27 protein-coding genes are annotated in these 25,314 nt (G+C 74.6%); 11 read left to right on the top strand and 16 right to left on the bottom strand.

Annotated elements, in window-relative coordinates:
• The first annotated feature begins 1 nt into the window (after nt 1).
• Nucleotides 2–193, top strand: a complete 192-nt coding sequence (locus tag ACGFZ2_RS03310; protein ID WP_053655860.1) for a DUF5703 family protein — start codon at nt 2–4, stop codon at nt 191–193.
• Between the two features lie 75 nt (nt 194–268).
• Here the strand turns inward: ACGFZ2_RS03310 and ACGFZ2_RS03305 are convergent, their stop codons facing one another.
• On the bottom strand, nt 269–919 hold the full coding sequence (locus tag ACGFZ2_RS03305; protein ID WP_350704635.1) for a hypothetical protein: 651 nt from the start codon (nt 917–919) through the stop codon (nt 269–271).
• Nucleotides 920–981: 62 nt separating this feature from the next.
• Nucleotides 982–2,310 carry a M20/M25/M40 family metallo-hydrolase gene (locus ACGFZ2_RS03300; RefSeq protein WP_393449670.1) on the bottom strand — a complete coding sequence of 443 codons (1,329 nt, stop codon included), beginning with the start codon at nt 2,308–2,310 and terminating at the stop codon, nt 982–984.
• Nucleotides 2,311–2,492: 182 nt separating this feature from the next.
• Here ACGFZ2_RS03300 and ACGFZ2_RS03295 point away from each other — a divergent pair, with 182 nt between their 5' ends.
• The 3 genes from ACGFZ2_RS03295 (at nt 2,493) to ACGFZ2_RS03285 (ending at nt 4,468) form a co-directional block, all read left to right on the top strand.
• Nucleotides 2,493–3,101, top strand: coding sequence for a hemerythrin domain-containing protein (locus tag ACGFZ2_RS03295; protein WP_393449667.1), 609 nt, complete (start codon nt 2,493–2,495; stop codon nt 3,099–3,101).
• 109 nt (nt 3,102–3,210) lie between these two features.
• Nucleotides 3,211–4,206, top strand: coding sequence for a LysR family transcriptional regulator (locus ACGFZ2_RS03290; RefSeq protein ID WP_393449664.1), 996 nt, complete (start codon nt 3,211–3,213; stop codon nt 4,204–4,206).
• A gap of 19 nt (nt 4,207–4,225) precedes the next feature.
• Complete coding sequence (locus ACGFZ2_RS03285) at nt 4,226–4,468, top strand: hypothetical protein (protein ID WP_393262304.1); 243 nt, start codon at nt 4,226–4,228, stop codon at nt 4,466–4,468.
• Between the two features lie 69 nt (nt 4,469–4,537).
• Here the strand turns inward: ACGFZ2_RS03285 and ACGFZ2_RS03280 are convergent, their stop codons facing one another.
• The 3 genes from ACGFZ2_RS03280 to ACGFZ2_RS03270 are packed head-to-tail and all read right to left on the bottom strand — an operon-like array spanning nt 4,538 to nt 7,628.
• Nucleotides 4,538–4,888: a DUF3140 domain-containing protein gene (locus ACGFZ2_RS03280; protein ID WP_350704392.1), complete on the bottom strand. Its 351-nt coding sequence runs from the start codon at nt 4,886–4,888 to the stop codon at nt 4,538–4,540.
• Nucleotides 4,888–5,058 carry a hypothetical protein gene (locus ACGFZ2_RS03275; RefSeq protein ID WP_350686336.1) on the bottom strand — a complete coding sequence of 57 codons (171 nt, stop codon included), beginning with the start codon at nt 5,056–5,058 and terminating at the stop codon, nt 4,888–4,890. Before ACGFZ2_RS03275 ends, ACGFZ2_RS03280 begins: the two co-directional genes overlap by 1 nt.
• Nucleotides 5,059–5,072: 14 nt before the next feature.
• Nucleotides 5,073–7,628 (bottom strand): ATP-dependent Clp protease ATP-binding subunit, encoded by a 2,556-nt coding sequence (locus tag ACGFZ2_RS03270; RefSeq protein WP_393449661.1) that lies wholly within the window; start codon nt 7,626–7,628, stop codon nt 5,073–5,075.
• Nucleotides 7,629–7,842: 214 nt separating this feature from the next.
• Here ACGFZ2_RS03270 and ACGFZ2_RS03265 point away from each other — a divergent pair, with 214 nt between their 5' ends.
• The 5 genes from ACGFZ2_RS03265 to ACGFZ2_RS03245 all read left to right on the top strand — a co-directional run bounded on the left by ACGFZ2_RS03265 (nt 7,843) and on the right by ACGFZ2_RS03245 (nt 13,243).
• On the top strand, nt 7,843–8,247 hold the full coding sequence (locus ACGFZ2_RS03265) for a hypothetical protein (protein WP_393449658.1): 405 nt from the start codon (nt 7,843–7,845) through the stop codon (nt 8,245–8,247).
• 124 nt (nt 8,248–8,371) lie between these two features.
• A complete protein-coding gene (locus tag ACGFZ2_RS03260; RefSeq protein WP_089000636.1) occupies nt 8,372–8,632 on the top strand; it encodes a hypothetical protein in 261 nt (86 codons plus the stop codon).
• A gap of 9 nt (nt 8,633–8,641) precedes the next feature.
• Nucleotides 8,642–9,925 carry a hypothetical protein gene (locus tag ACGFZ2_RS03255; protein WP_393449655.1) on the top strand — a complete coding sequence of 428 codons (1,284 nt, stop codon included), beginning with the start codon at nt 8,642–8,644 and terminating at the stop codon, nt 9,923–9,925.
• Nucleotides 9,918–12,581, top strand: coding sequence for an FtsK/SpoIIIE domain-containing protein (locus ACGFZ2_RS03250; protein WP_393449652.1), 2,664 nt, complete (start codon nt 9,918–9,920; stop codon nt 12,579–12,581). Before ACGFZ2_RS03255 ends, ACGFZ2_RS03250 begins: the two co-directional genes overlap by 8 nt.
• Entirely contained in the window at nt 12,578–13,243 is a 666-nt protein-coding gene (locus ACGFZ2_RS03245; protein WP_393449649.1) for a hypothetical protein, read from the top strand. The genes ACGFZ2_RS03250 and ACGFZ2_RS03245 overlap by 4 nt, the downstream gene beginning before the upstream one ends.
• 66 nt (nt 13,244–13,309) lie before the next feature.
• On the opposite strand, the gene ACGFZ2_RS03240 is transcribed toward ACGFZ2_RS03245, so the two are convergent.
• Complete coding sequence (locus tag ACGFZ2_RS03240; RefSeq protein ID WP_393449646.1) at nt 13,310–14,578, bottom strand: cupin domain-containing protein; 1,269 nt, start codon at nt 14,576–14,578, stop codon at nt 13,310–13,312.
• 9 nt (nt 14,579–14,587) lie between these two features.
• The gene (locus ACGFZ2_RS03235) at nt 14,588–14,923 is read right to left on the bottom strand and encodes a hypothetical protein (RefSeq protein ID WP_393449643.1); all 336 of its coding nucleotides are present in this window, start codon (nt 14,921–14,923) and stop codon (nt 14,588–14,590) included.
• Between the two features lie 187 nt (nt 14,924–15,110).
• Here ACGFZ2_RS03235 and ACGFZ2_RS03230 point away from each other — a divergent pair, with 187 nt between their 5' ends.
• Nucleotides 15,111–15,857: a PIG-L deacetylase family protein gene (locus tag ACGFZ2_RS03230; RefSeq protein WP_393449640.1), complete on the top strand. Its 747-nt coding sequence runs from the start codon at nt 15,111–15,113 to the stop codon at nt 15,855–15,857.
• A 112-nt stretch (nt 15,858–15,969) separates the two neighbouring features.
• Here ACGFZ2_RS03230 and ACGFZ2_RS03225 read toward each other — a convergent pair whose 3' ends face one another.
• The 9 genes from ACGFZ2_RS03225 to ACGFZ2_RS03185 all read right to left on the bottom strand — a co-directional run bounded on the left by ACGFZ2_RS03225 (nt 15,970) and on the right by ACGFZ2_RS03185 (nt 24,209).
• On the bottom strand, nt 15,970–16,398 hold the full coding sequence (locus ACGFZ2_RS03225) for a DUF2267 domain-containing protein (protein WP_357695769.1): 429 nt from the start codon (nt 16,396–16,398) through the stop codon (nt 15,970–15,972).
• Nucleotides 16,399–16,702: 304 nt separating this feature from the next.
• The gene (locus ACGFZ2_RS03220; protein WP_393449637.1) at nt 16,703–17,575 is read right to left on the bottom strand and encodes a DUF72 domain-containing protein; all 873 of its coding nucleotides are present in this window, start codon (nt 17,573–17,575) and stop codon (nt 16,703–16,705) included.
• Nucleotides 17,576–17,619: 44 nt separating this feature from the next.
• Nucleotides 17,620–18,018 (bottom strand): TraR/DksA family transcriptional regulator, encoded by a 399-nt coding sequence (locus ACGFZ2_RS03215; protein ID WP_393262331.1) that lies wholly within the window; start codon nt 18,016–18,018, stop codon nt 17,620–17,622.
• A 162-nt stretch (nt 18,019–18,180) separates the two neighbouring features.
• A complete protein-coding gene (locus ACGFZ2_RS03210; RefSeq protein ID WP_393449634.1) occupies nt 18,181–18,819 on the bottom strand; it encodes a uridine kinase in 639 nt (212 codons plus the stop codon).
• A gap of 169 nt (nt 18,820–18,988) precedes the next feature.
• A complete protein-coding gene (locus ACGFZ2_RS03205; protein WP_393449631.1) occupies nt 18,989–19,594 on the bottom strand; it encodes a winged helix-turn-helix domain-containing protein in 606 nt (201 codons plus the stop codon).
• A 374-nt stretch (nt 19,595–19,968) separates the two neighbouring features.
• Nucleotides 19,969–20,406 carry a DUF6463 family protein gene (locus ACGFZ2_RS03200; protein WP_393449628.1) on the bottom strand — a complete coding sequence of 146 codons (438 nt, stop codon included), beginning with the start codon at nt 20,404–20,406 and terminating at the stop codon, nt 19,969–19,971.
• Between the two features lie 115 nt (nt 20,407–20,521).
• Nucleotides 20,522–21,670, bottom strand: coding sequence for a CapA family protein (locus tag ACGFZ2_RS03195; RefSeq protein ID WP_393449625.1), 1,149 nt, complete (start codon nt 21,668–21,670; stop codon nt 20,522–20,524).
• Between the two features lie 173 nt (nt 21,671–21,843).
• A complete protein-coding gene (locus tag ACGFZ2_RS03190; protein ID WP_393449622.1) occupies nt 21,844–22,518 on the bottom strand; it encodes a response regulator in 675 nt (224 codons plus the stop codon).
• The gene (locus ACGFZ2_RS03185) at nt 22,515–24,209 is read right to left on the bottom strand and encodes an ATP-binding protein (RefSeq protein ID WP_393449619.1); all 1,695 of its coding nucleotides are present in this window, start codon (nt 24,207–24,209) and stop codon (nt 22,515–22,517) included. Before ACGFZ2_RS03185 ends, ACGFZ2_RS03190 begins: the two co-directional genes overlap by 4 nt.
• A gap of 99 nt (nt 24,210–24,308) precedes the next feature.
• Here ACGFZ2_RS03185 and ACGFZ2_RS03180 point away from each other — a divergent pair, with 99 nt between their 5' ends.
• Complete coding sequence (locus ACGFZ2_RS03180; RefSeq protein WP_393449616.1) at nt 24,309–25,310, top strand: Bug family tripartite tricarboxylate transporter substrate binding protein; 1,002 nt, start codon at nt 24,309–24,311, stop codon at nt 25,308–25,310.
• Nucleotides 25,311–25,314 lie beyond the last annotated feature (4 nt).

Raw genomic sequence — 25,314 nt, 5'->3', positions numbered from 1 at the left:
CATGGACTACGAGTACGCGCCGCTGCGGCTGCCGCCGAACGTCGACCGGTTGACCGCCGCGGCGCAGTTGGCGATCCAGGCGGAGTTCTCCGGGTGGGAGTTGGCCCGGGTGCGGCTGTTCCGCGACGGCACGCGCCAGGTGGTGCTGCGCCGCCGACGGGTCAACCAGCCGCAGCCGGGCCTGTCGTACTGATCACCGGCGGCACCGCCGGTACGCGGACGCCCCGGGGCCCGGCCGAACTGCCGGGGGCCCCGGGGCGCCGCCGCCCTAGTGGGCGTGGTCGTGCTCGTCGTCGAGCTCCAGGAACGGGTGCTCGTCGAGCCGGCCCACCAGCCGGTCGTCGGGCGCCGGCTGGAACGGGCCGACCGGGTCGTCGTCGTCGAAGGACTCCAGGTCCACCGGGGTGCCGACCTCGCTGACCATCACCACACCGTCCAGCGGCTCCAGCTCCGGCACGTCCAGTGCGCCGAGCGAGCCGTCGCCGCTCTGGAGCAGCTCCAGCACCGCCTCACCGACCCCCTCGACGGGTGCCGGCTCGTCGTCGGCCGGGGTGCCCTCCCGGCGGGCCGCCTCGGCCACCCGGATCAGCGCCGACACGCTCGGCACCCGGTAGTCGCGCCGCTGGCGCACCGAGATGACCCGCGGGTGCGGGTCGGTGGGCTCCACGCCCTCCCCGCCGAAGCGCTCGTCGGCCTCGTCCGGGTCGATCGACTCGACGTCCCAGGGGGTGACCTCGCCGAAGGCGTCCAGGAGTTGCTCGTCGTACGCGAAGGAGGCGTTGTTCAGGGCGACGTACGCCTGCCAGACGTCGTCGTCGTCGACGCGGCCCTGCGCGGCTCGGACGGCGGCCAGGTGGTGGCGGGCCGCATCGATCACGCGCTCGAGGGCGGCGTCCAGCTCACCGTGCTGGTCGGTCATGTGGGTCAGTCCCTTCACGATGGGGAGGTTCCCCGGCGGAACACTGGCGTTCCGGACGGGGGCTAGCAGGTGCGGAGGAACCGGTCGAGAACCCGCACGCCGAACTGTAGTCCGTCCACCGGAACGCGCTCGTCGATGCCGTGGAACAGCGCGGAGAAGTTCAGGTCGGCGGGCAGCCGCAGCGGCGCGAAGCCGAAGCATCGGATGCCGAGCTGGGAGAACGCCTTGGCGTCGGTGCCGCCGGAGAGCATGTACGGCACCGGCCGGGCCCCCGGGTCCTCCGCGCGCAGCGCCGCCGACATCGCGTCGACCAGGTCGCCGTCGAACGTCGTCTCCAGCGCGGGCTGGCGCTGGATGTACTCGATGACGATGTCCGGGCCGACCAGCTCGCGCAGCTGTCGCTCCAGCAGCTCCGACTGCCCGGGAAGGCTGCGGCAGTCGATGGTGGCGGTGGCCCGGCCGGGGATGACGTTGTCCTTGTAGCCGGCGGCGAGCCGGGTCGGGTTGGCGGTGTTGCGGATCGTCGCGCCGATGATGTTGGCGATCGGCCCCAGCTTGGCGATGGCGGTCTCCGGGTCCTCCGGGTCGAGTTCGATTCCGAGCAGGTCGGAGACCTCCTCCAGGAAGGCCCGGACGGTGTCGGTCACCACCACGGGGAAGCGGTGCCGGCCGACCCGGGCCACCGCCTCGGCGAGCGCGGTGACGGCGTTGTCGTCGTGCACCATCGAGCCGTGCCCGGGCCGGCCCTTGGCGCGCAGGCGCAGCCAGTCGATGCCCTTCTCGGCCGTCTCGATCAGGTAGAGCCGCTGCTCGTCGTTGACCGAGTAGGAGAAGCCGCCGACCTCGCCGATGGCCTCGGTGCAGCCGTCGAGGAGATCGCGGTGCCGCTGGACGAGGAAGTGTGCGCCGTAGTCGCTGCCGGCCTCCTCGTCGGCGGTGTACGCGAGCACGATGTCGCGCGGCGGGCGCACCCCGGTGCGCTGCCAGTGCCGCACCACGGCCAGCACCATCGCGTCGAAGTCCTTCATGTCGATCGCGCCGCGGCCCCACAGGTAGCCGTCGCACAGCTCCCCGGAGAACGGGTGCACCGACCACTCGTCGGCGTCGGCGGGGACCACGTCGAGGTGGCCGTGCACCAGCAGGGCGCCGCGGCTCGGGTTTGCGCCCGGGATGCGGGCGACCAGGTTGGCGCGGCCCGGCGCCGACTCGTGGATGGCGGACTCGACGCCCACCTCGGCCAGCTTCTCCGCCACGTACTCGGCGGCGACGCGTTCGCCGACGCTGGTGTCGTTGTCCCCGGTGTTGGTGGTGTCGATCCGCAGGAGGTCGCGGCACAGGCCGACGACCTCGTCGGTGGGGTCGGGAAGGGCGGAGGCGGGGTCGCTCGTCATCGCTTCTTCATACCAGCCGACCGGTCCGCTCCGGTCGCCCCGTCCCGCCCCTGTGGCGCGGCGGGGCGGGGCCGCCGGGGCGGGCGCGTACCGCCGCCCGGTTTCGCCGCCGGCGCGGTCGGGTACCGCCGGTCGCGACCGCACCCCACCACGTGCTCCGCCCGCCGCCCGAGGAGGGCACCATGACCGTTCCCCTGCCGCCGCTGCCGCCCACCGGAGAGGACGAGACCTTCCGGCCGGGCGGGCGCAGCATCGCCGACATCGTCGACGCCGAGCACCGGCAACTGCGGGAGCTGCTGCGCCGGCTCACCGACGCCGACGCCGAGCCCGCACCGGAACGCGGGTGGGAGGTGCTGACGGCGGCGCTGTCCCGGCACCTGTCCGCCGAGGAGCAGTACCTGCTGCCCACGGTCCGGGCCGCGCTGCCCGACGCCGCCGACCGGGTGGACCGGGTGCTCGCCGACGACACGGCCCTGCTGACCGCCCTGGGCGGGCTCGCCGACGACGGGCTGGCCGAGGTCGACGCGCGGGTCCGCCGCCACGTCGAGGAGGTCGGCGCCCTGGTCGCGGCGCTGCGCGAGGTGGCCAGCCCCGAGGAGCTGATCCGCCTGGGCAACCGGCTGGAGATCGCCGAGGAGGCGGCCCCGACCCGACCGCACCCGGGCACGCCGGCGACCCCGCCCTGGAACCGGGTCGTCGAGCCGGCGGTCGGCGTGGTCGACAAGGTGCGCGACGCCGTCACCGGCCGCCCCACCTACCTCGCCGACCTGGCCGAGCCGCCGTCGAGCTGAGCCGCCGGCTTCCCCGCCGGGCGCCCCGGCCACCGGACCGGCACACATCGGAAGGCGTTGATCCGTTCAGGGCCTTCCGCCAGCCGCTGCGGGGTCATACCGTCACTCTATGAATCTGGAGCTGCGTCACCTGAGGGTGGTCTGCGCGATCGCGGAGACGGGGAGCGTGACCAAGGCGGCCTCGGCGCTCGGCCTGGCCCAGCCGGCGCTCACCGCCCAGCTCCAGCGCATCGAGCGGACGCTGGGCGGGCCGCTGTTCGAACGGGACCGCCGCGGCGCCCGGCCCACCGTCCTCGGCGAACTGGTCCTCGCCCGGGCCCGGGTGCTGCTGCCGGCCATGAAGGGCCTGCAGGACGAGGCGGCCCGGCTCGCCGGTGCCGGGGACGCCCCCCGTCGCTACCGGTTCGGCGGGGTGAACAGCCCGATCCTCGGTCGGCTGGTGCACCGGCTCGCCGCCGACCCCCCGCCGGCCCAGATCACCACCCAGGCCTCCTGGTCGGCGGAGGAGCTGACCCACCTGGTCGCGGGCGGCCGGCTGGACTTCGCGCTGATCGGGGTGTGCGGCGATGCCGCCCCGCCGGCCGAGTACGGGTTGAGCTGGCGGGAGGTGGCCGTCGACCCGGTGCTCGTCATGCTGCCCGAGCAGCACCCGCTGGCCGGCCGGGCCGAGGTGCCCCTGGCCGACCTGCGCCGCGAGCAGTGGGTCGCCGCGCCCGGCGACGGCTGCTTCGGCGACTGCTTCGCCGCCGCCTGCGCCCGCGCCGGCTTCACCCCCCGCAAGCTGTACGAGGCCGACGTGCGCGTGTGCATCGACATGGTCGACTCCGGCGAGGCGGTGGCACTGTGCCAGGCGACCTTCCGTCCGGTCGCCGGGCTGGTCACCCGGATGCTGGCCGGGACCCCGCTGCGCTGGCGGCTGATGCTCGGGTGGCACCCCGACTCCCCCGCCGCCCGGGACGCCGAGGTGGTGCTGGAGACCGCGCTGGCCGCGTACACCGACTCGCTGGCGGCACATCCGGAATACCTGTCCTGGCTGCTGCGCAACCCGGGCTTCGGGGCGCAGGGGCTGACGGCCGCCGGGACGGACCGGGTGCGAACGGCGTGATGTCGGGTATCTGGCGGGCATGACCGATCTCTACCCCGCCGCCGACGACCGGGAGATCCTCCGGCAGGCGGCCGCCGCGCACACGTCCGCCGCCCGCGACGTGGAGGCCTTCCTGCGCCGCCTGCCCGAGGTGCCCGACCCGGCGGACATCACGGAGTACGCCACCCTGCTCACCCGGGAGGAGCGGGCGCGCGCCGACCGGGAGGCGGCGGCCGACGCCGCGGGCCTGACGATCGGCAGCCTGGAGAGCGACCAGGGCTGAGCACACGGGGCCGGCGGCGCCCGGGAGATGTTCCCGGGGCGCGCCGGCCCGCGTGTCGACGGGGACGGTTCAGCGTTCGACGAGGACGTCGTGGCCCAGGTCGAGCAGCGAGTGCCGCCACTCGTCGTCGGCGTTGCCGCGGTCCGGCTTGGCCTCCAGCAGGTTCTCGATCTCGTCGATCGCGTCCTGCATCACCTTGATGTCCTCCGGGGTGAGGTCGACCTTGCGCTTGGTGAGCACCTTGAGGATCTCCCGGCCCAGCGCGGGCAGGTCGAGGTCCGGGTTCGGCCCGAACGCCTCCTCCCCGGAGCCGCGGGTGAGCAGCCACTGCCGCAGCTTCTCCGACGGGACGTTCACCTGGGCGTGGAAGTCGTCCCAGAGCACCTCCACCTCGGGATCGAGCCGCTGCTCGCGTACCATCAGCCCTCCTCTCGACGGCGACGGTCGGACGCCGCCGGCTCCGGCTCGTCGCCCTGCTGCTGACCCAGGCCCTCCGGCGGCACCTGCACCCGGGCGGGGTTCGCCGTCGGCGGCGCCAGGATCGGATCGGTGCGGTCGGTCTCTTCCTGGGTCTCCTCGGGTTCGGTCATGTCCGCCCTCCGGGTCATCGGGGATGGGACGTGCTGGCCGCGGTGTATCCGCGCTCGCCGGCGGTCACGTCGAAGGCGAGTCGGCCGTCGCGGGCGTCGACGACGACCTTCTGGCCGGGCGAGATGGCCGATTCCAGCAGCATCCGGGAGAGGTGGTTGTCCACCTCCCGCTGGATGACCCGGCGCAGCGGCCGCGCGCCGAACTCCGGCTGGTAGCCGTGCTCGGCGAGCCAGTCGATGCCGGCGGTGGTGAAGTCGACCTCGATGTCCTGGGCGTGCAGGCGGCGGCGGGTCTCCTCCAGCATCAGCTCGGTGATCTGGCGCAGCTGCTCGGCCTCCAGCCGGCGGAAGATGATCACCTCGTCGATGCGGTTGAGGAACTCCGGCCGGAAGTTCTCCTGGAGCCGGCGCATCAGCCGCTCGCGCAGCTCGTCGCGCTCGGCGTCGGTGCCCGGCGCGCCGGTGCCGAACCCGACCGCGCGCTGGGTGCCGGTGATCAGCTCCGAGCCGAGGTTGCTCGTCATGATCAGCACGGTGTTCTTGAAGTTGACCGTACGTCCCTGGCTGTCGGTGAGCCGCCCGTCGTCGAGGACCTGGAGCAGGATGTTGAACACGTCCGGGTGGGCCTTCTCGATCTCGTCGAGCAGCACCACCGCGTACGGGCGGCGGCGCACCGCCTCGGTGAGCTGGCCGGCCTCCTCGTAGCCGACGTACCCGGGCGGGGCGCCGACGAGCCGGCTGACCGTGTGCCGCTCCTGGAACTCGCTCATGTCCACCCGGACCATCCGGTCGGCCTCGCCGAAGAGCGCCTCCGCGAGGGCCCGGGCCAGCTCCGTCTTGCCGACGCCGGTCGGCCCGAGGAACAGGAAGCTGCCCATCGGCCGTTCCGGGTCGGCCAGCCCCGTCCGCGAGCGGCGGACCGCCTCGGCGACCGCGGTGACCGCGTCGTCCTGGCCGACCACCTTCTCGTGCAGATAACCCTCCAGGCGCAGCAGCCGGTCGCGTTCCTCCTCGGTGAGCTGGCTGGCCGGGATGCCGGTGGCCCGGGAGACCACCTCGGCGATCTCCTGCGGCCCCACCGCCGGCACCTGCGAGGTGGTGCCCTCGTCGCCCCGGGCGCGGCGGATCTGCTCCTCCAGCTCGGCGAGCCGGTCGCGCAGGGTGGACGCCTTCTCGTACTGCTCGTCGGCGACGGCCTGCTCCTTGTCCCGGCGTACGTCGTCGAGCTGCGTCTCCAGCTCGCGCACGTCGGAGGCCGGCGTGCGGGTGCGCAGCCGGACCCGGGCGCCGGCCTGGTCGATCAGGTCGATCGCCTTGTCCGGCAGGTACCGGTCGGTGACGTACCGGTCGGACAGCTCGGCCGCGGCGACCAGCGCCTCGTCGGTGAACCGCACCTGGTGGTGCGCCTCGTAGCGGTCCCGCAGGCCACGCAGGATCGCCACGGTGTCCTCCACGCTGGGCTCTGGCACGAAGACCGGCTGGAACCGGCGGGCCAGCGCGGCGTCCTTCTCGATGCTCTTGCGGTACTCGTCCAGGGTGGTCGCGCCGATCACCCGCAGCTCGCCCCGGGCCAGCGCGGGCTTGAGCATGTTGGACGCGTCCATGCCGCCCTCGCTGCCCGCCCCACCCGCGCCGACCAGGGTGTGGATCTCGTCCAGGAAGACGATCAGCTCCTCGCGGTGCGCGCGGATCTCGTCGATCACCTTCTTCAGCCGCTCCTCGAAGTCGCCCCGGTAGCGGGTACCGGCGACCAGCCCGGCGAGGTCGAGCTGGACCACCCGCTTGCCGAGCAGCGTCTGCGGCACGTCGCCGTCGCAGATCCGCTCGGCGAGGCCCTCCACGATCGCGGTCTTGCCGACGCCCGCCTCGCCGATCAGCACCGGGTTGTTCTTCGTCCGCCGGGACAGGATCTCGACGGCCTGCTCGATCTCGTCGGCCCGGCCGATCACCGGGTCGATCTGGTCGTTGCGGGCCAGGTCGGTGAGGTCCTGGCCGTACTGGTCCAGGGTGGGGGTGCCGCGGTCCGGCTTCGGACCGGCCATCGGCCCGCGCTCGGCGCTGGCCGCCTGCAACGACTCGGGCTGGATCCGGCCGGCGGCGAGCATCCGGCCGGCGGGCGACTCCGGGTTCAGCGGCAACGCCATCAGGATGTGCTCGGGGCCGATGTAGTTCGCGCCCATCGCCCGGGACAACTGGTGGGCGTCGAGCAGCGCCCGCTTCGCCGCCGGCGTCAGCGACAGGTTCGGCGGCACCTCACCCCGGGGCGCGCCGTCGCCGCGCCCGCCAAGCGCGTTCAGCAGGGTGTCCGGGTCGGCGCCGGCGCGGCGGACCAGGTCGCGCAGCGGCTCGCGTTGCAGCGCCGCCCACAGCAGGTGGTCGGTGTCCAGGTCGGTGCTCTGCCGCTGGGCGGCCCGCCGGGCCGCGTCGGCCAGCATCTCCCGGGCGTCGGCGGTCATCAGCCGGGTGATGTCGACCCGGTGCGCGGGTCGGCGCCCACCCTCGCCCCGGCCGAAGTACCGGGCCAGGAACTCGTCCCAGGGGTCGGAGCCGAAGTCACCGGGTCCCATCATGTCTTCCTCCGCTGCTCGGGCGCGGCACGGTCGCCAGGGGCTACCCGGCGGTCGGCGCGACAAACGCCGCCGCCCGCCGAGGCGACCCGCGTACGCCCGGCACGCTGCCGCAGGCGGGGCGTGTAAGGAAGGGCCCCCTGTTAACGCCTGGGGTAGAGGAAGGGTCCCTTCCTTACACCTGTCGGCGGCCGAGGCGGGGTGGCAGGCTGGCGGCATGGAACCGACGCCGCTGCTGATCGTGGACGCCGCCAACGTGGTGGGTTCCCGCCCGGACGGCTGGTGGCGGGACCGCGCGGGCGCCACCGCCCGGCTGCGCGACTCGCTGGCCCGGGTGGCCGACGACGGGCTGCCCCCGGACCTGCCGGCCCCGGTGGAGGTGCTGCTGGTGGTGGAGGGCCGGGCGCGGGACGTGCCGGGCGCGGCCGGGGTCCGGGTGGTCGCCGCGGCGGGGTCCGGGGACGACGCCGTGGTCGAGCTGGTCGCCGGCGCGCCGGAGCGCCGCCGGCTGGTCGTCACCGCCGACCGTGAGCTGCGGGAACGGGTCGCGGCACTGGGCGCCGAGGTGTACGGCCCGCGCTGGTTGCGGGACCGGACCGAGCCCTCCGACGAGTCCCGTTAATCGGACTCACGGTGCTTCCGGTCGACAACCGGTCAGCGGGGCAGGAACACTGACAGGGCGGATGTTCTCTCACCGCAACCGATAGGCTCTAATGGAGGCCTCCCCGCCCCCAGGAGGTTTCGCCGTGGCGAGCGTCGCCGAGCTCAAGGCAGCCATCGATGTCGCGCTCCAACAGATCGGCGACGGCCAGAGCGCCGTGCAGGCGGCCGGCGAGAAGCTGGCCGAGGCGCAGCAGACACTGGCCGGCGCGCTGGAGGGCAGCGGGCACGAGACGGTCGAGGCGGCCCAGTCCTCGCTGACCCAGGCCAGCCAGGAGCTGGAGGAGTGCCTCGCCGCGACACTCGTCGCGGTCGAGCAGGCGCAGCTCTACGTCGCGACGCTCTGAGGCCGGGCCGTGTCCATCGTCGAGGACATCGGCGGGCAGGTCCGCGCCGCCGCCGAGGACCTGCCGCTCGCCCAGCTCGCCCTGGCGTTGGAGAAGTTCGGGCTGGCCGCCGAGCGGCTGCGCTGGGTGCGCCAGGAGTCGGCCGACCCGATGGGTGTGCCGGAGCTGTCCGCCGCCACCGAGCACGCCGAGACCGCCGGCTACGCGCTGCGCGTCGCGCAGGAGCAGCTGTCGGCGTACCTGGCGGCGATCGGGCTGGGCCCCGACGGCGCGCTGGCGCCCGGGCCGGAGCAGCAGCAGCGCCGGCCGGCACACGACGCGCCGCGAGAGGCGGTCCCGGTCGCCCCGGCGCCCGAGCCGGCCGGCGAGGTGAAGCTGCGCCGCTGGTGGTCGGTGCGGGTGGCCGAGCTGACCGGCGGCCGGGAGGGGCCGCCGGACGAGCCCGACGAGCGGGTCGGCGACGCCCGGGAGCTGCTGCGCCGGGTGGTGGGCGGGGTCCGGGCCGGCGACCGGGACCGGCTGCACCGCGAGCTGCGCCGCGCGCACGCCGACGTCGGCCTCGGTCTGGCCGCGCTGGCGCCGCCGCTGCTGCGCGACCTGGCCGGAGAGCTGCTGGGGCACCCGCCGCGCGCCGACGACCTGGGGCGACTGCGCCGTGAGCTGGACGGCCGGGTCCGGGACCTGCTGCCCGGGCTGCCCGCGCCGGTGCTGGACACCCTCCTGACCCGGGTCTGCCGGATGCCGCCGCCGCGGCGCGGCGAGGCGGAGCAGCCGCACGCGGCCGACCCCGCGGTCACCGCCGGGGTGCTGACCGGCGTGCTGCTGGCCCGGCTCGGCCGGGACCTGCCGGTCGAGGGCGAGCGGGACCGGCAGGCCGAGGCCGGCCGGGAGCGGCAGGCCGCCGCCGAGCGGGACCGCCGGGCCGACGCCGCGCGCGACCGGGCCGCCGACGCCGAGTGGGAGCGGCGCGCCGCCGACGCGCGGGACCGGGTGGCCGATGCCCGGAAGCGGGCCGCCGCGGCGTCCGACCGGGCGGCCTCGGCGCACGAGCGGGCCGCCGCGGTACGGGACCGGGCCGCCGCCCGGCGGAACGAGTCGGCGGGCGGCGGCCGGGCCGCCCCTGGCGACCCGCCGGCACGGGGCGGAGCGGGGACACCCGGCGGGCCGGCGGCCGGCCGGGGCGCGCCGGGCGCCGACCGGCCCGGCGCCGGTCGCGCCTGGTCGAGCCCGCCGACGGGTCGGCCCGTGTCCGGCGGGGCCGGGGAGCCACGGCCGCGGGGCGTCGATGGCTGACCGGCGGACGCAGCTGGTCACCCGGGTCCGGGGCATGCTCGGCGAGGCCCTCGGCGCGACCCGGACCCGGCTGTCGACGGCGCAGGCCGAGCTGACCACGGCCCGGGAGCGGCTGGCGAAGGTACGGCGGGCCGCGGCGGTCGTGCCGGAGCGGGTGGGCGCGCAGCGGGACCGCCGGCTGGCCGACATCGACGACCGGCACGCGGCGCGGATCGCCGAGCTGGCCCGCCGCGCGGCGGACGCCGCGCGGCGGGAGGCCCCCGGCGCCGCGTCCGCCGACTGGGCGCGGTGGCGCCCCACCCCGGCGCGGCGGGCCGAGCCGCCCGGCGCGCTGCGGATCGGCACGGTCCGCATCCCGGGCGCGGAACCGGTGCCGGCGCTGGTGCCGCTGCTGGACGCCGGCCACGTGGAGCTGACCGGGGACGACCGGGACGGCGGCGAGGCGGTGGTGTCGGCGCTGCTGCTGCGCGCCGTCGGCCGGGCCGACCCGGGCGCCGTCCGGCTGATCGGCTACGACCCGGAGCACCTGGGCGGCGGGCTGGCCGGCTTCGCCCCGCTCGGCACCGCCGGGCTGCTCACCTTCGTCGGCCCGGGCGGGCTGGCCCGCCTGCTCGACGACCTGGTGGAGCAGATCCGCCGGATCAACGAGACGGTGCTGGCCGGGGAGCACGGCTCGCTGCGCGAGCTGGCCGCCGCGACCGGCCGCCGGCCGGAGCCGTGGCGGGTGGCGGTGCTGCTCGGCGGGGACGAGCTGTCCCGGCACGAGCGCGGCCAGCTCGACCGGGTGGTGCGCACCGGGGCGGCCTGCGGGGTGCACCTGGTGGTCCGGGGTGTGTCGCTGCCCGACGACCCCACGGTGACCCGGGTGACGGTCGACCCCGACGGCGCGCGGATCGGTGGGCTGCCGGTCAGGTCGGACCCGCCGCCGCCCGCGGCCCTGGTCACCGAGACCTGCCGGGACGTGGCGGCGCGGGTGAACGCCGGCCCCGCCCCGACCCCGTTCACCGACCTGCTCCCGCCCCCGGAGCAGATGTGGCGGGAGGATTCGGCGACCGGGCTGACCGCCCCGATCGGCGAGGGGCCGCACGGCCGGCCGGTCCTGCTCACCCTGGGCGACTACCCGCCGCACGCGCTGATCGGCGGCCCGTCCGGCACCGGCAAGACGAACCTGATCTTCGCCTGGATCGGCGCGCTGGCGGCCCGCTACTCCCCCACGGAGTTGGAGTTCTACCTGCTGGACTTCAAGGAGGGGGTCTCCTTCGCCCGGTTCGCCCAGGGCCGACGCGACCCGAGCTGGCTGCCGCACATGCGGCTCGTCGGGATCAACGTCAACACCGACCGGGAGTTCGGCCTGGCGCTGCTGCGCTTCCTCGCCGAGGAGCTGCGCCGGCGGGCCGACGCCGCGAAGAAGCACGAGGTCACCAAGCTCGCCGAGCTGCGCGCGGTCGACCCGACGGGGCACTGGCCGCGGATCGTCGCGGTGGTCGACGAGTTCCAGATGCTGCTGGCCGGGCGCGACGTCGTCGCCCGGGAGGCCGCCGACCTGCTGGAGGACCTGGCCCGGCGCGGCCGGTCCCAGGGCATCCACCTGGTGCTCGCCTCGCAGGACGTGCGCGGCATCGAGGCGCTCTGGGGGCGGCCGGCCCTGGTCGCCCAGTTCACGCTGCGCATCGCGCTGCCCAAGGCGCTGCGGATCCTCGCCGAACGCAACGACGCCGCCCAGTCGCTGCCCCGCCACCACGCGGTCGTCAACGCCGAGTCGGGCATGGCCGAGGGCAACCAGGTGGCCCGCATCCCGTCGGCCAGCGACTGGGAGACGTGGAGCGAGCTGCAGCACCGGCTGTGGCGGATGCGCCCTCAGGACGCCGCCCCGGCCCGGCTCTTCGACGGCGACGCGATCCCCCGGCTCGCCGACGCGCCGGACTTCCGGGCGCTCACCGCGCCGGAGGCGGGCCACCCGCGGACGCCGGTCGCGCTGCTCGGCGAGATCATCGACGTGCAGGCCCGTTCGGCGGTGCTGCGGCTGCCCCGGGCCCCCGGGCGCAACCTGGCGGTGCTCGGCACGCGGGTGGACGAGGCGTGCGCGGTGCTCGACGCGGCGGCCCGCTCGCTGGCCCGGCAGCACCGCCCCGGCACGGCCCGCTTCTCCATCGCCTGCCTCGACCCGGACGCCGACCCGGCCGCCCGTTCCCTCTACGAGGACCTCGCCGACGACGCCGCCTGGTACGACGAGGAGACCGTCGGGGAGCTGATGGCCGAGACCGCCGAGGGGCTGGGCGCGCCGGGCATCCCGCACTACCTGCTGCTGTTCGCGGTCGACGCGGCGGCCGGGGCGCTGGCGGCGCGGGTCGGCCGGCGTACCGGGCTGGAGGAGCTGCGCCGTATCCTGCACGACGGGCCGGAACGGCGTACGCACGTGCTGGCCTGGTGGCGGGGTGTCGCCCGGATGCGCGCCGACCTGGGCGGGCCGGCGGCCCGGACGGACCAGATCGGCGCCTGGGTGGCGCTGGACGCGCACGGCGGCGAACTGGGCTCGTCGCTCTATCCGGGCACCGGCGGCCCGGACTGGTATCCCCGCCCCTGGCGTGGGCTCTTCTTCGACCGGGCGGTGCACCGCACCGGTCAGGTGATCATCCCTTATGGACCGTCCCGATGAACGAACCCGTGACCAGTGAGACGTACGCGGCGCAGCTGCGGCGGCTGGCCGAGCTGACGGCGCGGGTGCGCGACCAGCGGACCGAGGCGCACACCTGGTACGCGCAGCAGTGTGCCGCCGCCGAACGGGCGGTCGCCGAGGCCGAGGCCGAGGTCGCGCGCGCCGAGCGGGAGCTGGTGGCGGCGCGGGAGCTGCAGGAGCGGGTGGACGCCGAGGTCGCCCACCTGTGGCAGCAGCTGCGCGGGCGACTCGGCGGGGGCGGCCGTCGGGCGGGCGGGCCCCCGGCCCCGGCGCCGGGCGCCACGGCGGACCCGGTGACGCTGCTGGACGGCGTACGCGACCTGTTGAACCGCACCCGCCAGCCCGGTGACCTGCCGGGCTCGGTGAACCCGCTGCTGGCGCTCTGCGGTGTGGCCGGCGCCGTGGTCGCGTACGCCCTGGGCGGCGCGGCCCGGGCGGCGGGCGACCGGTACGGCGGCGAACTCGCGGTCGGGCTGCCCGTGCTGGCCCTGGTGGTGACCCTGCTGGGTCCGCTGGTCGGCCTGGTGCCGGCGAAAGCCCTGGCCGACCGCCGGCACGCGGTGCTCGGCCCCCGCCCGGTCGCCGTGGTCCTCGGTGCCGGCCTGCTCACCACGGTCCTGCTGCTCGCCCTCGCCCGCTGACCCCGCGTCGGTGGCGTGGGCGTCAGCGGGCGGTCCGGGTGTCCGTCCCGCGCGCGGGGCGCGGCGTCAGGCGGGGACGACGACGGCCTCCCGAAGCAGTCGGCGGGCCAGGGTGACCCGGTCGGCGTCGTCGTCGAGGCCCGGCAGGTCGCCGACCCGGGTGGCCTCGCCGGTGAGCAGGGCGCGCACCGCCGGCGCGCACGACGCGGGCAGGGTGATGGTGCGGTCGAACAGGCGCAGCGCCATCCGGTCGCCCTGCGGGGCGAGCTGCCAGCGCAGGCCGGGGCGCGGGGCGAGCCGGGTGTCGGCGTCCAGCGCGTCCAGCGCGGCTGCCTGGGCCAGGGGCCGGATCGGCGCCGGCCGGGCGGCCGGCCAGGCGCGCTGGCGCAGCCGGGCGGCCACCGCCGCCGGGTCGGCCCGCAGCAGCCAGTCCCGCAGCGCCTCGACGGTCTCGGTCAGCTCCGGTTCGATCGCGTCCGGGTCGGCCACGTCGGTGCCGAACGGCAGCGTGGCGCGTAGCCGCTGGTCCTCGGCCGCGAGGGCGAGCAGTTCCTCGACCAGGGCGTACCGGGTCAGTGCCCGGACGCCGACGGTCAGGTGCAGCGAGCTGGACTCCTGCGCCTGCGCGCTGTGCAGCCAGCCGCGGGGCAGGTAGAGCGCGTCGCCGGGGCCGAGCACCACGTCGAGCGCGGGCGGGCCGTCGGCGGTGGCGGCGACCTCGTCGGCCCGCCCGCCCCAGGTCTGCTGCTCCAGCGGGTCGGGCAGCACGGGCGGGTGGATCCGCCAGTGCTTGCGGCCGTCGACCTGGAGGACGAAGACGTCGTGGGTGTCGTAGTGGGTGGCGAAGCCCTGGTTGCCGGCCGGGGTCAGGTAGGCGTTGACCTGAAGCGGCTGCCCGACCGCGACGCCGAGGTCGCGGGCGAAGTCGATCAGGGCCGGCCAGGTGCGGTGCAGGCCCTGCAGCACCAGGGTGGCGCCGTCGGTGTACAGCTCCAGGACCCGCTCGTCGAGGACCTGGTCGTCGATCTCGGCCCCGGCGCCGCCGCCGCCGGTGAAGCGCGCCGCCGGGACGAGTTGGCCGTCCTTGGCGATGCGCAGGAACGGGGTACGCAGGCCGCGCCGGCTGAGCAGCTCGTCGGCGTCGGCGGGGCTGAGCAGGTCGGCGAACCCGGCGGGGTTGGGCAGCTCGTCGGCGCGGGACAGCAGCGGTGTGCGTCCCCAGTGGGCGGCGGCGAACTTCGCCGGCTCGACCGACACGCAGCGGGTCAGCGCGGTCGTGGGTGCGGACGGAACCGCCGGGGGGCCGTGGCCGCCCGGCGGGACGATGTGGGTCACGGCGGTCCGTCAGGAGGCGCTGCCGTCGGCGCCGCCGTCCTGCTGGCCGGGGGTGGCACCGCCGTCGGCCGGGCCCTCCGCCCCGCCGTCGGCGCCGCCGTCCTGCTGGCCGGGCGTGGCACCACCGTCGGCCGGGCCCTCCGCGCCCCGGTCCGCGCCCCGGTCAGCGCCCTTGTCGGCACCACGGTCAGCGCCCTTGTCGGCACCACGGTCAGCGCCCTTGTCGGCACCGCGGTCGGCACTGCCGTCGGCGCCGCCGTCCTGCTGGCCGGGGGTCGCGCCGCCGTCGGCCGGGCCCTCAAGGCCGCCGCCGGTGGTCTGCATGTCGTCGTCGTTGAGTGCCATCGGTGCTCCCTCGGATGTGCCGCCCCGCCGTGCGCCGGGGTCCGTCGTGCAGCGGGTGGTACCCCACGCCCGATCTTCTCTAACCACACCGTAGACGTCCTTTTCGGCTCACACCGGCGGTTCGCCGTGCCGGGCGGCAAGCCGGCACCGGCGGTGTCAGGATGGTCAGGCCGACGAGGAGGTGGCGATGACCGAGGGGCCGGGGCCGCTGGAGCCCGTGACCGAGCAGTGGCAGCGCGCGCTGGCGATCGTGGCGCACCCCGACGACCTGGAGTTCGGCGCCGCCGCCGCGGTCGCGCGCTGGACGGCGCAGGGCAAGCAGGTCGTCTACTGCCTGGTCACCAGCGGCGAGGCGGGCATCGACGGGATGCCACCGGCGCAGGCCCGCCAGGTGCGCGAGCAGGAGCAGCGGGCCTCCGCCGCGCTGGTCGGGGTGGACACGGTGGAGTTCCTCGGCCTGCCCGACGGCATCCTGGAGTACGGCGTGCCGCTGCGCCGCGAGCTGGCCGCGGTGGTGCGCCGGCATCGCCCCGAGATCGTCATCACCAACAACTTCCGCGACACCTGGGACGGGGCGTACGCGCTGAACCAGGCCGACCACATCGCCACCGGGCGGGCGGTGCTGGACGCCGTCCGCGACGCCGGCAACCGCTGGGTGTTCCCCGAGCAGCTCGCCGACGGCGTCGAACCGTGGGGCGGGGTACGCCAGGTGTGGGCGGCCTCCTCCCCGCTCGCCGCCCACGGGGTGGACGTCACCGACACCTTCGACCGGGGAGTCGCCTCGCTGCGGGCGCACGACGCGTACCTGGCCGGGCTGGGCGACGGCAGCTTCGACGCCGAGGAGTTCCTCGAGGGGCTGGGCCGGCCCGCCGGCGCCCGGCTCGGCGTCCGCTACGGCGCCGCCTTCGAGGTCTTCCACTTCGACCTCTGGTAGGGCTGCCGCGGCGATCCTGCTCGGCACCACGGTCGAGGCGAACAACGCCTCCGCCGGAACGCGCGAGCGGCCCGCCCCACGCCGGTGGAGCGAGCCCTCGTCGACGCGCCCGTCAGGGAATCATCCGGGCCATGTCCTTGGGCATGGTGTCCTTCACGTCCTGCCACTCGCCCTGGGTCACGTGCCGGCGCAGGGTGTCCAGCACCACCTGCACCACCCGCTCCGGGCCGCCCTCGACGTCGTACGGAAAGCGCTGCCGGACCTCCAGCAGGAAGTCGTCCCGGTTCAGCTTGACCGGCACGTCCATCGGCTTCCAGCCGTCGAAGTAGATCCCCCGCACCACCACCGGCAACTGCGCGGCGAACTCCACGCTCTCCTGCACCGGCATCCGGTCGCGCAACAGGTGCAGCACCGTGCGCATCGCGCAGTAGGACTGGTTGCGTTGCTCCTTCGGCCAGCCGTAGGCCTGCTCGATGTCCCTCAACATCTCGTTGGTCTTCTGCATCGAGGACTCGATTGCCGACTGCAACTGCTCAGCCATCTCTCCACCCCCGTACGTCGGTCTCCCACCGTCGGTCGTCGTCACGTCGCGGCGGCCCCACCGGACCGCGCGGCTGCCGGGTCGGCCTGACCCGGTCGGCGCGCGGCACCCACCGGGCGTCGCCGGACGACCCGACGACGTGCAGCACGGCGCCGCGTCGTCGATCCGGTACCACCCGAACCGTCATCTCCAGCCACCTCCGTGGTGTCGGTTCCGCGGTCGCGGTCGACCGCACGCACCGTCCATGCTGCGCGGCGGCGGGGTGAGCGGGCTTCACCCGGACGGGATGAGAGCAGGGCGCGGCTCAGCCGGCGTCGAGCAGCCCGGCGAGGGTGGCGGCGTTGGTCTGCGCATAGTCGCGGTAGCAGTTGTTGAGGAGAACGTGGGTCTGCTCGGTGGAGTCGGCCAGCTCGCGCAGCTTCGGCGCCCAGTCGCGCAACTCCCGGGCGGAGTAGCGGTAGCCGAACTTCTCGTGGATGTCCTTGCTGGTCCACTTGTCGCTGTGCCCGTGGAAGCGGACCACCGCCAGGTCCGCGGTGGCGGCCAGCACCGGCGGCACCGACGAGCGGTGCCCCTGCGGCATGTCCACGCAGACGTACGCCAGCCGGTGCTGGCGCAGGAAGGCGAGCGTCTCGTCGGCGTTGTCGCCGGCGAACCAGGAGGCGTGCCGGAACTCGTAGACCGGGCGCAGCGGGGCGCAGCGCTTCGCCACCTCCAGGAGGTACTGCTTGTTGTCCCGGCGGATGGTGAACCAGGGCGGGAACTGGAACAGCAGCGCGCCGAGCCGGCCCGCCTCGACCAGCGGGTCCAGCGCGCTGAGGAACCGCGTCCAGACCTCCTCGTACGCCTGCGGCGGCAGGTCGTCCGGGTAGAGGTTCTTCTTCTCCGTGTCGGGCCGGAGGTCCTTGTAGAGGGCGTCGACCCGGGTCGGGTGCCCGGTGAGCAGGCTGAACGCCTTGACGTTGAAGGTGAAGCCGGCCGGGGTGCGCTCGGCCCACAGCCGCGCCGTCCGCTCGGCGGGCGGCGAGTAGTAGGTGGCGTCCACCTCGACGAGCGGGAACTGCCGGGCGTAGTACGCCAGCCGCTTCTCCGGGGTGTCGGCGGTCTGCGGGTACCAGCCGGAGTCCAGCAGCGTGCGGTCGGTCCAGGAGGCGGTGCCCACCTTGATCTCACCCATGGGTGGAGTCCACCGCGTCCCGGACCGACCCGCAACCGCTCGCGTCAGGCCGCCCGGCGCTCCCGGCTCTGCTTGCACTGCACGCAGGTGGTGGCGGAGGGGAAGATCTCCAGCCGCTCGACCGGGATGGCCGCGGAGCAGCCCTCGCAGAAGCCGTAGGTGCCCTCCTCCAGCCTGGTGAGGGCGTGCTCGTACTGGGTGCGGCGGTCGAGGATGGTCCGCAGCAGGGACTGCGCGGTGTCCCGTTCGGCCGTCTTGGTGCCGCTGTCGGCCTGGTCGTCGCCGGCGGTGTCGCCGACCTCCACCAGCCGCAGCACCTGGCTCTGCAGCACCGCCTGCTCGTACTCCGCGGACAGCTCGTCGTAGCGGGCCTGCAGGGAGCGCCGGATCTGGTCGATCTCCGCCTGGGATCGGCCCGTACCGACCTTGTCGTGGACGAGCATCGCTGCCTGCCTTTCTGGGCCTCAAGGTCCGCCGGGGCGCCGGTGCGTGCGCCCGGGCCGTGGTCGTCTGCGCGCGGGTGGATCACCCGTGCTCTGTGAGCCGGCCGAATACCCCGGCCCGCCGACGATCAAACCGGCCACTTTTTCCGGACGTCGCGGCGGTCAGGAGGACACCGCGGACTCCACCAGCGCCGGGTGTCGGGGGTCGTCGGCGCGCACCACGACGTCGGCGAACGAGGCCGGGGCCACCTCGTCGGCGTACCGGGCGAAGGCGGGCAGCGTCCACCGCAGCGCTGGGTCGGTGCGCCGGGCCAGGGCCGCCGGGGAGAGCGCCAGGTGGACCGTGACGTCGAAGGGCAGGCCTCCGCCGAGCAGCAGCGCCCCGCTGACCAGCAGGACGCCCCCGGGTGGCAGGTCGACGTACGCGGCGCGGCTGGCCCGGTCGGCGCGGGCGTCCCAGAGCGAGGGCAGCACCCGCCCGGAGCCGTCCGGCCCGGCCGGGTCGAGCACCTCCCGGCGCAGCCCCGCCTCGTCGACCCACCCCTCGTAGTACACGTCGGGGTTGGTCCGGCCGTGCTCAAGGCGGACGGAGGCGGGGCGGAGGAAGTCGTCGGCGCGCACGTGCAGCACGGGCCGGCCGAGCGCGCGCAGCGGGTCGACCAGCGCGGCGGCCAGCGCGTCCGGGCCGGCGGCGGGCGGGCCGTCGACGGCCACGCGCAGCCGCCCGGCGCTCACGGTGCCGGCGAACCGCTCGGTCAGCTCGGTGACCAGCCGGTCCGGGGTGATGGGACGGATCCGCATCCGACCATCGTGCCGTTACCTGTCAGTGCGCTCTAGCGACTGATCGGCATGTCCCGCCGTGGGCCGACGGCCCCACCGGCCGCCACGCTGCGGGGTGGGGCCGGGAGGGCAGCGCGCCCGGTCGCGACCGGCGCGACTCGCCGGCGATCGGGCCACTGCGGGCGCGAGGTCAGCCGCTGCGGTCGATGGTGACGCGGGCGTCGTCGGCCAGCCGGTAGCCGACGCCGTAGACGGTGGTGACCAACGGGACGTCGACGCCGACCTTGCCGCGCAGGCGGCGGACGTGCACGTCGACCGTGCGCACCCCGGCGTGCTCGTAGCCCCACACCGCGTTGAGCAGCTGCAACCGGGTGAACACCCGGCGGGGGTGGGCGACCAGGTGCAGCAGCAGGTCGAACTCCAGCCGGGTCAGCGACAACGGCTCGCCGTCGCGCAGCACGGAGCGGGACGAGGCGAGGATGTGCAGGGCGGGGATCGTGGGGGCGGTGGCCGGGCGGGACGGCGGCCGGCCGGCCGGCACGGCGTCGGGCCGACGCTCCACGGTGGCGGCCGTGATGGTGCCCTCGCCGCGTTCGAGCATCTCCCGGGCGGCCTCGAGCAGCCGACGGGCGGGTGGGGTCAGCGACTCCTCGCAGGCCAGCGGGATGTTCAGCGTCACCGTGAGCATCGGGGCGGCCGTGTTGGCGGGGCGGCGCTGGCCGCCGGGGGGCCGACCGGGAACAGCGGGCTGGGACGTATGCCATCCGGCGCGCGACGAGGCGGGGCTGACCGACATGGTCCTCCTTGGCTGGTCCGGGTATCTCCCCACGGCCCGGGACGCCGCTTCATCGATGCTTCCCGGCGCCCGCGCGAGGGTCAAGGGGCGGCTACGTTGCATGAATGTGACAATTGACGAACGCATCGGAGCCGAACGCTCGCTCTGCGTACGAAGCCTGATGATTACAGCAGAGCCGCCGGGTTGACCCGATACGGGGGGTCCCCGTCCGGTTCACGTCCGTCGAGGTGACATGTCCCGGCGCGGGTGAACCAGGCCCACCTCGGCACCGCACGGCGGTCGGGCACGCTCCCACGGATGGCGTGGCGAAGCGGCGACATGCACGGAGACGCTGCCCAGGTGGTCACGACCGGCGGCTGCGGTACTGGCGGCGATCAGCGCTGTGGCCGCGCGGCCTCCTCCCGCCCGACCGCCGGCCCCGTTACGCCGCGCCCGGCGCCCCCGCGGCGGGCCAGCAGGTCTTCGGCGATGAGCAGCCCGGCCGGGATGAGGCCCAGCAGGAAGCCGCTGGGACCGACAAGCAGTGCGCATCCGGCCGCCCAGCCGGCCACTGTCCAGCCGACGTAAGCCGGCGCGCGCTCGCCGCGCCGCCCCAGCCGCGCCAGCAGGAGGCCGAACAGGACCAGGGGGACGACGAAGCCCCCGGGCAGCGCCCAGAACACGGACAGGGACGCGTCACCGCCTTCGCCCGAGCGCAGTCCGCCGGTGAGCCACTCGCTCCAGTAGGGGTGGGGCAGGAAGACCGCGGCGTGCAGGACTCCGATGGCCGCCATCGACCATCCGGCGCCGATCGTCAATTTCTTCTTGATCATGCCCCTAGCCTCCGCCTCCTGCCCGGGGCCGCGCCTCCCCGATGAGGGGTGGCCCCCTCCCTCGTGAGAGGGAACATCCACACGGGCGCGTGAAGGGGACGTGAAGCCGACTTGATCATTGGTGCGGCATCCGCAGCCCGGCGGAGAAGGCATCCCGCAGGTCGACGTATCCGTTGATCCGCCGTGCGATCGCGGCGTAGTGCGCCCGACGCGGGGCGGGCACCACCGGGTCGCTCAGCGCGGCGGTCAGGTCGACGACGCGGGCCCGCGGTCGGTACTCCATCCAGGTTGGCAGCACGGTCACGCCGGTGACCTCCCACCCACCGGACGGGGTGCGGGTGAAGGTGAACTCCGGCACGACCGCGTCCTGAGTGTTTTCCGCCGAGCCGTCACCGAACCGGGCGGTCAGGTTTCCCATGCCGTAGGCGACCCATTTTGTGCCGACCTTCTCGAAGGGCTGGACCACGTGCGCATGGTGGCCGACGATCAGGTCGATGTCGGGCGAGGACAGCAGCCGGCTCGCGAGGTCGACCTGGTCGGTGTTCGGTTCGTTCTGGTACTCGGTGCCCCAGTGCATCGACAGGATGACGATCTCCGCGCCGGCGACGCGGGCCCGCCGCGCTTCGGCGAGGATGGCGTCCGCGTCGATCAGGTTGGCCGCCCAGGGCCGTCCCGGCGGCAGCGGGATGTCGTTGAAGCTCAGGGTGTACGAGAGGTGTCCGATCTTGACGCCGCCCACGTCCATGACATTCGGGCGTTGGCTCTCCGCCGCGGTCCGGGCCGTGCCCGTATGCCGCAGGCCCACCCGGTCGAGGTTGTCGAGAGTACGGGCGATGCCCTCGACCCCGGTGTCCAGAGAGTGGTTGGAGGCGGTGGAACAGGTGTCGAAGCCTGCCCACGCGGCGGCGTCGGCCAGTGCGGGGGGCACGCTGAAGTTCGGCCAGCCGGTGAACGGGCCGGTGGGCTCGGCCAGGGGCGTCTCCATGTGGCAGATGGCCAGATCGGCGGCGCTCACGCGGGCGCGGACCGCGGCGAGCACCTGGGTGAAGTCGTGGCCGTCGCGTCCTGCTCGGCGCGCATCGGTGGCTGCCTGCTCGGTGAGCGCGGGGTGTACGAGCAGGTCACCGGCCGCCACCACGGTGAGTGTGTTTCGGGGTCCGGCGCTGGTGGCGGCGGCGCTGGGCGGTTCGCTTGTCGTCTCCCTCTGCGGCGCGTCGCAGCCGGACGCCAGAGCAGCGATCACCAGCAGTGCCACAGCCGACATTCTCCTCATTCAGCACATAATGCCGATGCTTCGCACAGAGCGTCGGGAGAGAGGAAAACGTCCTTCCAGGGAGGAAGGGCCAGATGCCGGCATCGTCCCGGGACGACCGCGGCGAGCCCGGCCAGGCGCCTCCCCGGGGGCGCCAGGTGCCTGCGGCACGGAGCCGTCGATCGTCAGGAGACCCAGACGTAGCGACGCTCCGGGCGGCCGGCGGAGCCGTACCGGAGACTGACCTCCGCCCGCCCGGTGTCGGCGAAGTGTTCCAGGTAGCGACGGGCGCTGACCCGGGAGATGCCCACCGCGTTGGCGCACTCGGCGGCGGAGAGCGTCCCGGCGTGCCCCCGCAGGGCGCGCTCCACCAGCTCGGCGGTCTCCCCACTGAGGCCCCGGGGCAGCGCGGAGGTGGCGATGTGCGCGCCGCTGCGGGACAGCACCCGGTCCACGTCGTTCTGGTCGCTGACCACCGTGGCGCGCAACGAGTTGCGCCGGGCGGCGTACTGCTCCAGCCGGGTCCGCAGCTCGTCGAAGCCGAACGGCTTGAGCAGGTAGTTGACCGCGCCGTAACGGACGGCCCGACGCACCGCCTCGGCCTCCCGGGCCGCGCTGATCACCAGCACGTCGCAGTCGTGCCGGGCGGCCCGCAGCCGGGTCACCACATCCAGGCCGAACATGTCCGGCAGGTAGAGGTCGAGCAGCACCAGGTCGGGGCGGAACTCGTCGACGGCGGCGATCGCCTCCTCGCCCGTGCTGGCCGTGCCCACCACCCGGAAGCCGTCGATGCGCTCGACGAAGCCGCGGTGGATCCGGGCCACCATGAAGTCGTCGTCGACCACCAGTACGTCGATCACCGGCTCACCTCCACTGCCCCGGTCACCGACATCCGGGCCGTGAACATCGCGCCCTCCTCGGTATTCGTCACCGCAACCTCGCCGCCGCGACGGTGGCAGACCAGCCGGGTGAGCGCCAGTCCGATGCCCCGTTCGCCGCCGCGCGCCGCCTTGGTGGTGAACCCGTGCGTGAAGACCTCCTGGGCCAGTTGCGGGGCCACCCCCGGGCCGGAGTCGCGGACCACGATCTCCACCGAGGAGGCGTCCTGGCGCAGTTCGACCTCCACCCAGGCCGGCCCGTCCGGGACGTCACCGCCGTCCGCTCCGGTGCCGTCCGGGCTGCCGGACGGCACCGGGGTCCGGCTCTCCCGGCCGCCGGCCACAGCCTCCACGGCGTTGTCGACCAGGTTGCCCAGCACCGTCGCGACGTCCGCGGCGACCGCCGGCTCCAACCGGTCCAGGCCGGTCCGCTCGGAGATCCGCAGCTCCACCCGGCGCTCGGCGGCCAGCGCCGACTTCGCCATCAGCAGGGCCGCCACCGCCGTGTCCTGGATCCGGCTGGTGACGGTGAGGTCGAGGGAGGCCCGGTGCCGGCTCAGCGCGTCGACGTACCGGACCACCTCGTCGTGCTCGCCGATCTGGATCAGCCCGGAGATGGTGTGCAACTGGTTGGCGAACTCGTGGGTCTGGGCGCGCAGCAGCTCGGTGGTGCTGCGGAAGGAACCGATCTCCTGCTCCAGACGGGCCAGTTCGGTGCGGTCCCGCAGGGTGGTCACCGAGCCGAGCCGACGGCCGTCCTTGCTGACCGTCATCCGGTTCATCACCAGCACCCGGCCGGCGCGCACCACCACCTCGTCCCGGGCCTGCGGCTCGTGGTCGGCGCCGGCCAGCACGTCCCGCAGCCGGCCGGAGATCCTCAGCTCGGCGAGGGTGCGGCCGAGGCAGTGCTCGGGCAGGTCGAGCAGCCGCCGGCCGACCGCGTTGACCAGGGTGACTCGCTGCTGCGGGTCCAGCGCGATCACCCCCTCGGCGATGCCGTGCAGCAGCGCCTCCCGGTGCTCGGCCAGGCCGGCGATCTCCCGGGGCTCCAGGCCCAGGGTCTGCCGCTTGATCCGGCGGGCCAGGAGCCAGGAGCCGACGACCCCGAGCAGGCTGGCGATGCCCAGGTAGGTGAAGAGGTACGACGAGGCGCCCACCAGCCGCTGGGACCATCCGGGCGACGCCTCCCCGATCATCACCACGCCGAGATGCCGCCCGAGGTTGTCCTTGCGGTCGCCGAGCACCGGCACCTGGGCGACCAGCTCCCGCGAGTCGCCGACCGCCAGCTCGCCGGACCAGCTCCGGCCCCGTGCCACCTCGGGGTCGCCGAGCTCGAGCGGGCTCCCCACCAGCGTCGGGTCGGTGGAGCTGACCACCCGGCCCCGGGCGTCGGCCACGGTCACCGAGGTCACCCCGGACTGGGTCAGCGCGTTCTGCACCAGCGGGGCGACGAGTTCCGCCGGCGCCGGCTGGTTGATCCGCTCACGCAGCAGCCGGTTGCCGGCGAGCTGCTCGCCGAGGGCGGCCACCCGCCGCCCCTCCACCCGGTTGAAGGTGGCGGCGGACTGGGCCAGCGAGACGGCGGCCACCGCCACCAGCACGACCACGATGATCGCGAGCTGGAGCACGAGCAACTGCCCGGCCAACGTACGGCGGGGGGTGACCGTGACCACAAAGACCTCAACTTCCGCTGGTGACAGAACGCAGACATAGGGTTCGCCCGGAGGCCATCATCTTGCCGCCGGACTCCTTCGAAACGGAAGAGAAACATGATGGCAACTCGGAGAAAACTGCTGGTCATGGGCGTCTCGGTCGCCACGGCGCTGGCGCTGGGCGCCTGCGGTGCCACCGCGGACAAGAACGAGGGCGGGTCCGGCGGCGGACCCGCCACCGGACTGCGGATCATGGTGCCGAACACCCCCGGCGGCGGGTACGACACCACCGCTCGCACCGCGGCCAAGGTGATGGAGGACGCCAAGATCGCCACCGGGGTGCAGGTCTTCAACCTGCCGGGCGCGGGCGGCACTGTCGGTTTGCAGCGCATGGTGAACGAGAAGGGCAACGGCAAGCTCGCCATGCAGATGGGGCTGGGCGTGGTCGGTGCCTCGTACACCTCGAAGTCGTCGGCGACGCTCACCCAGACCACCCCGCTGGCCAAGATGATCGAGGAGGCCGGCGCCATCGTGGTGCCGAAGGACTCGCCGTACAAGACCATCGGCGACCTCGTCGCGGCGTGGAAGGCCGACCCCAAGGGCATCGCGGTCGGCGGCGGCTCGTCTCCCGGCGGCCCGGACCACCTGCTGCCGATGCAGCTCGCCAAGGCCGTCGGCATCGACCCCCGCCAGGTCAACTTCGTCTCGTACGACGGCGGCGGCGAGCTGCTGCCGGCCGTGCTCGGCGGCAAGGTCGCCTTCGGCGCCAGCGGCTTCGGCGAGTTCCTCGACCAGGTCGAGGCCGGTCAGATCCGGGTCCTCGCGGTCACCAGCGCGGCTCCGATCGACGCGCTCAAGGACGTGCCGACGCTGAAGTCGTCCGGCATCGACCTCGTCTTCACCAACTGGCGGGGCATCGTCGCGCCGCCCGGCATCAGCGACGCCGACAAGAAGGTCTGGATCGACGCGCTGACGAAGATGCACGAGTCGGACGAGTGGAAGGCCGAGCTGACCAAGCGCGGCTGGACCGACGCCTTCGTCACCGGCGACCAGTTCGCCACCTTCCTCACCGAGCAGGACAAGTCGGTGGCGGACCTGCTCGCGCAGCTCGGCCTGGCATGACCGG

The organism is Micromonospora sp. NPDC048063 (assembly GCF_043202855.1).
Lineage (GTDB): Bacteria > Actinomycetota > Actinomycetes > Mycobacteriales > Micromonosporaceae > Micromonospora.
Note: the sequence above shows the minus strand (reverse complement) of the source record. Positions and strands in the feature narration are given on the sequence as shown.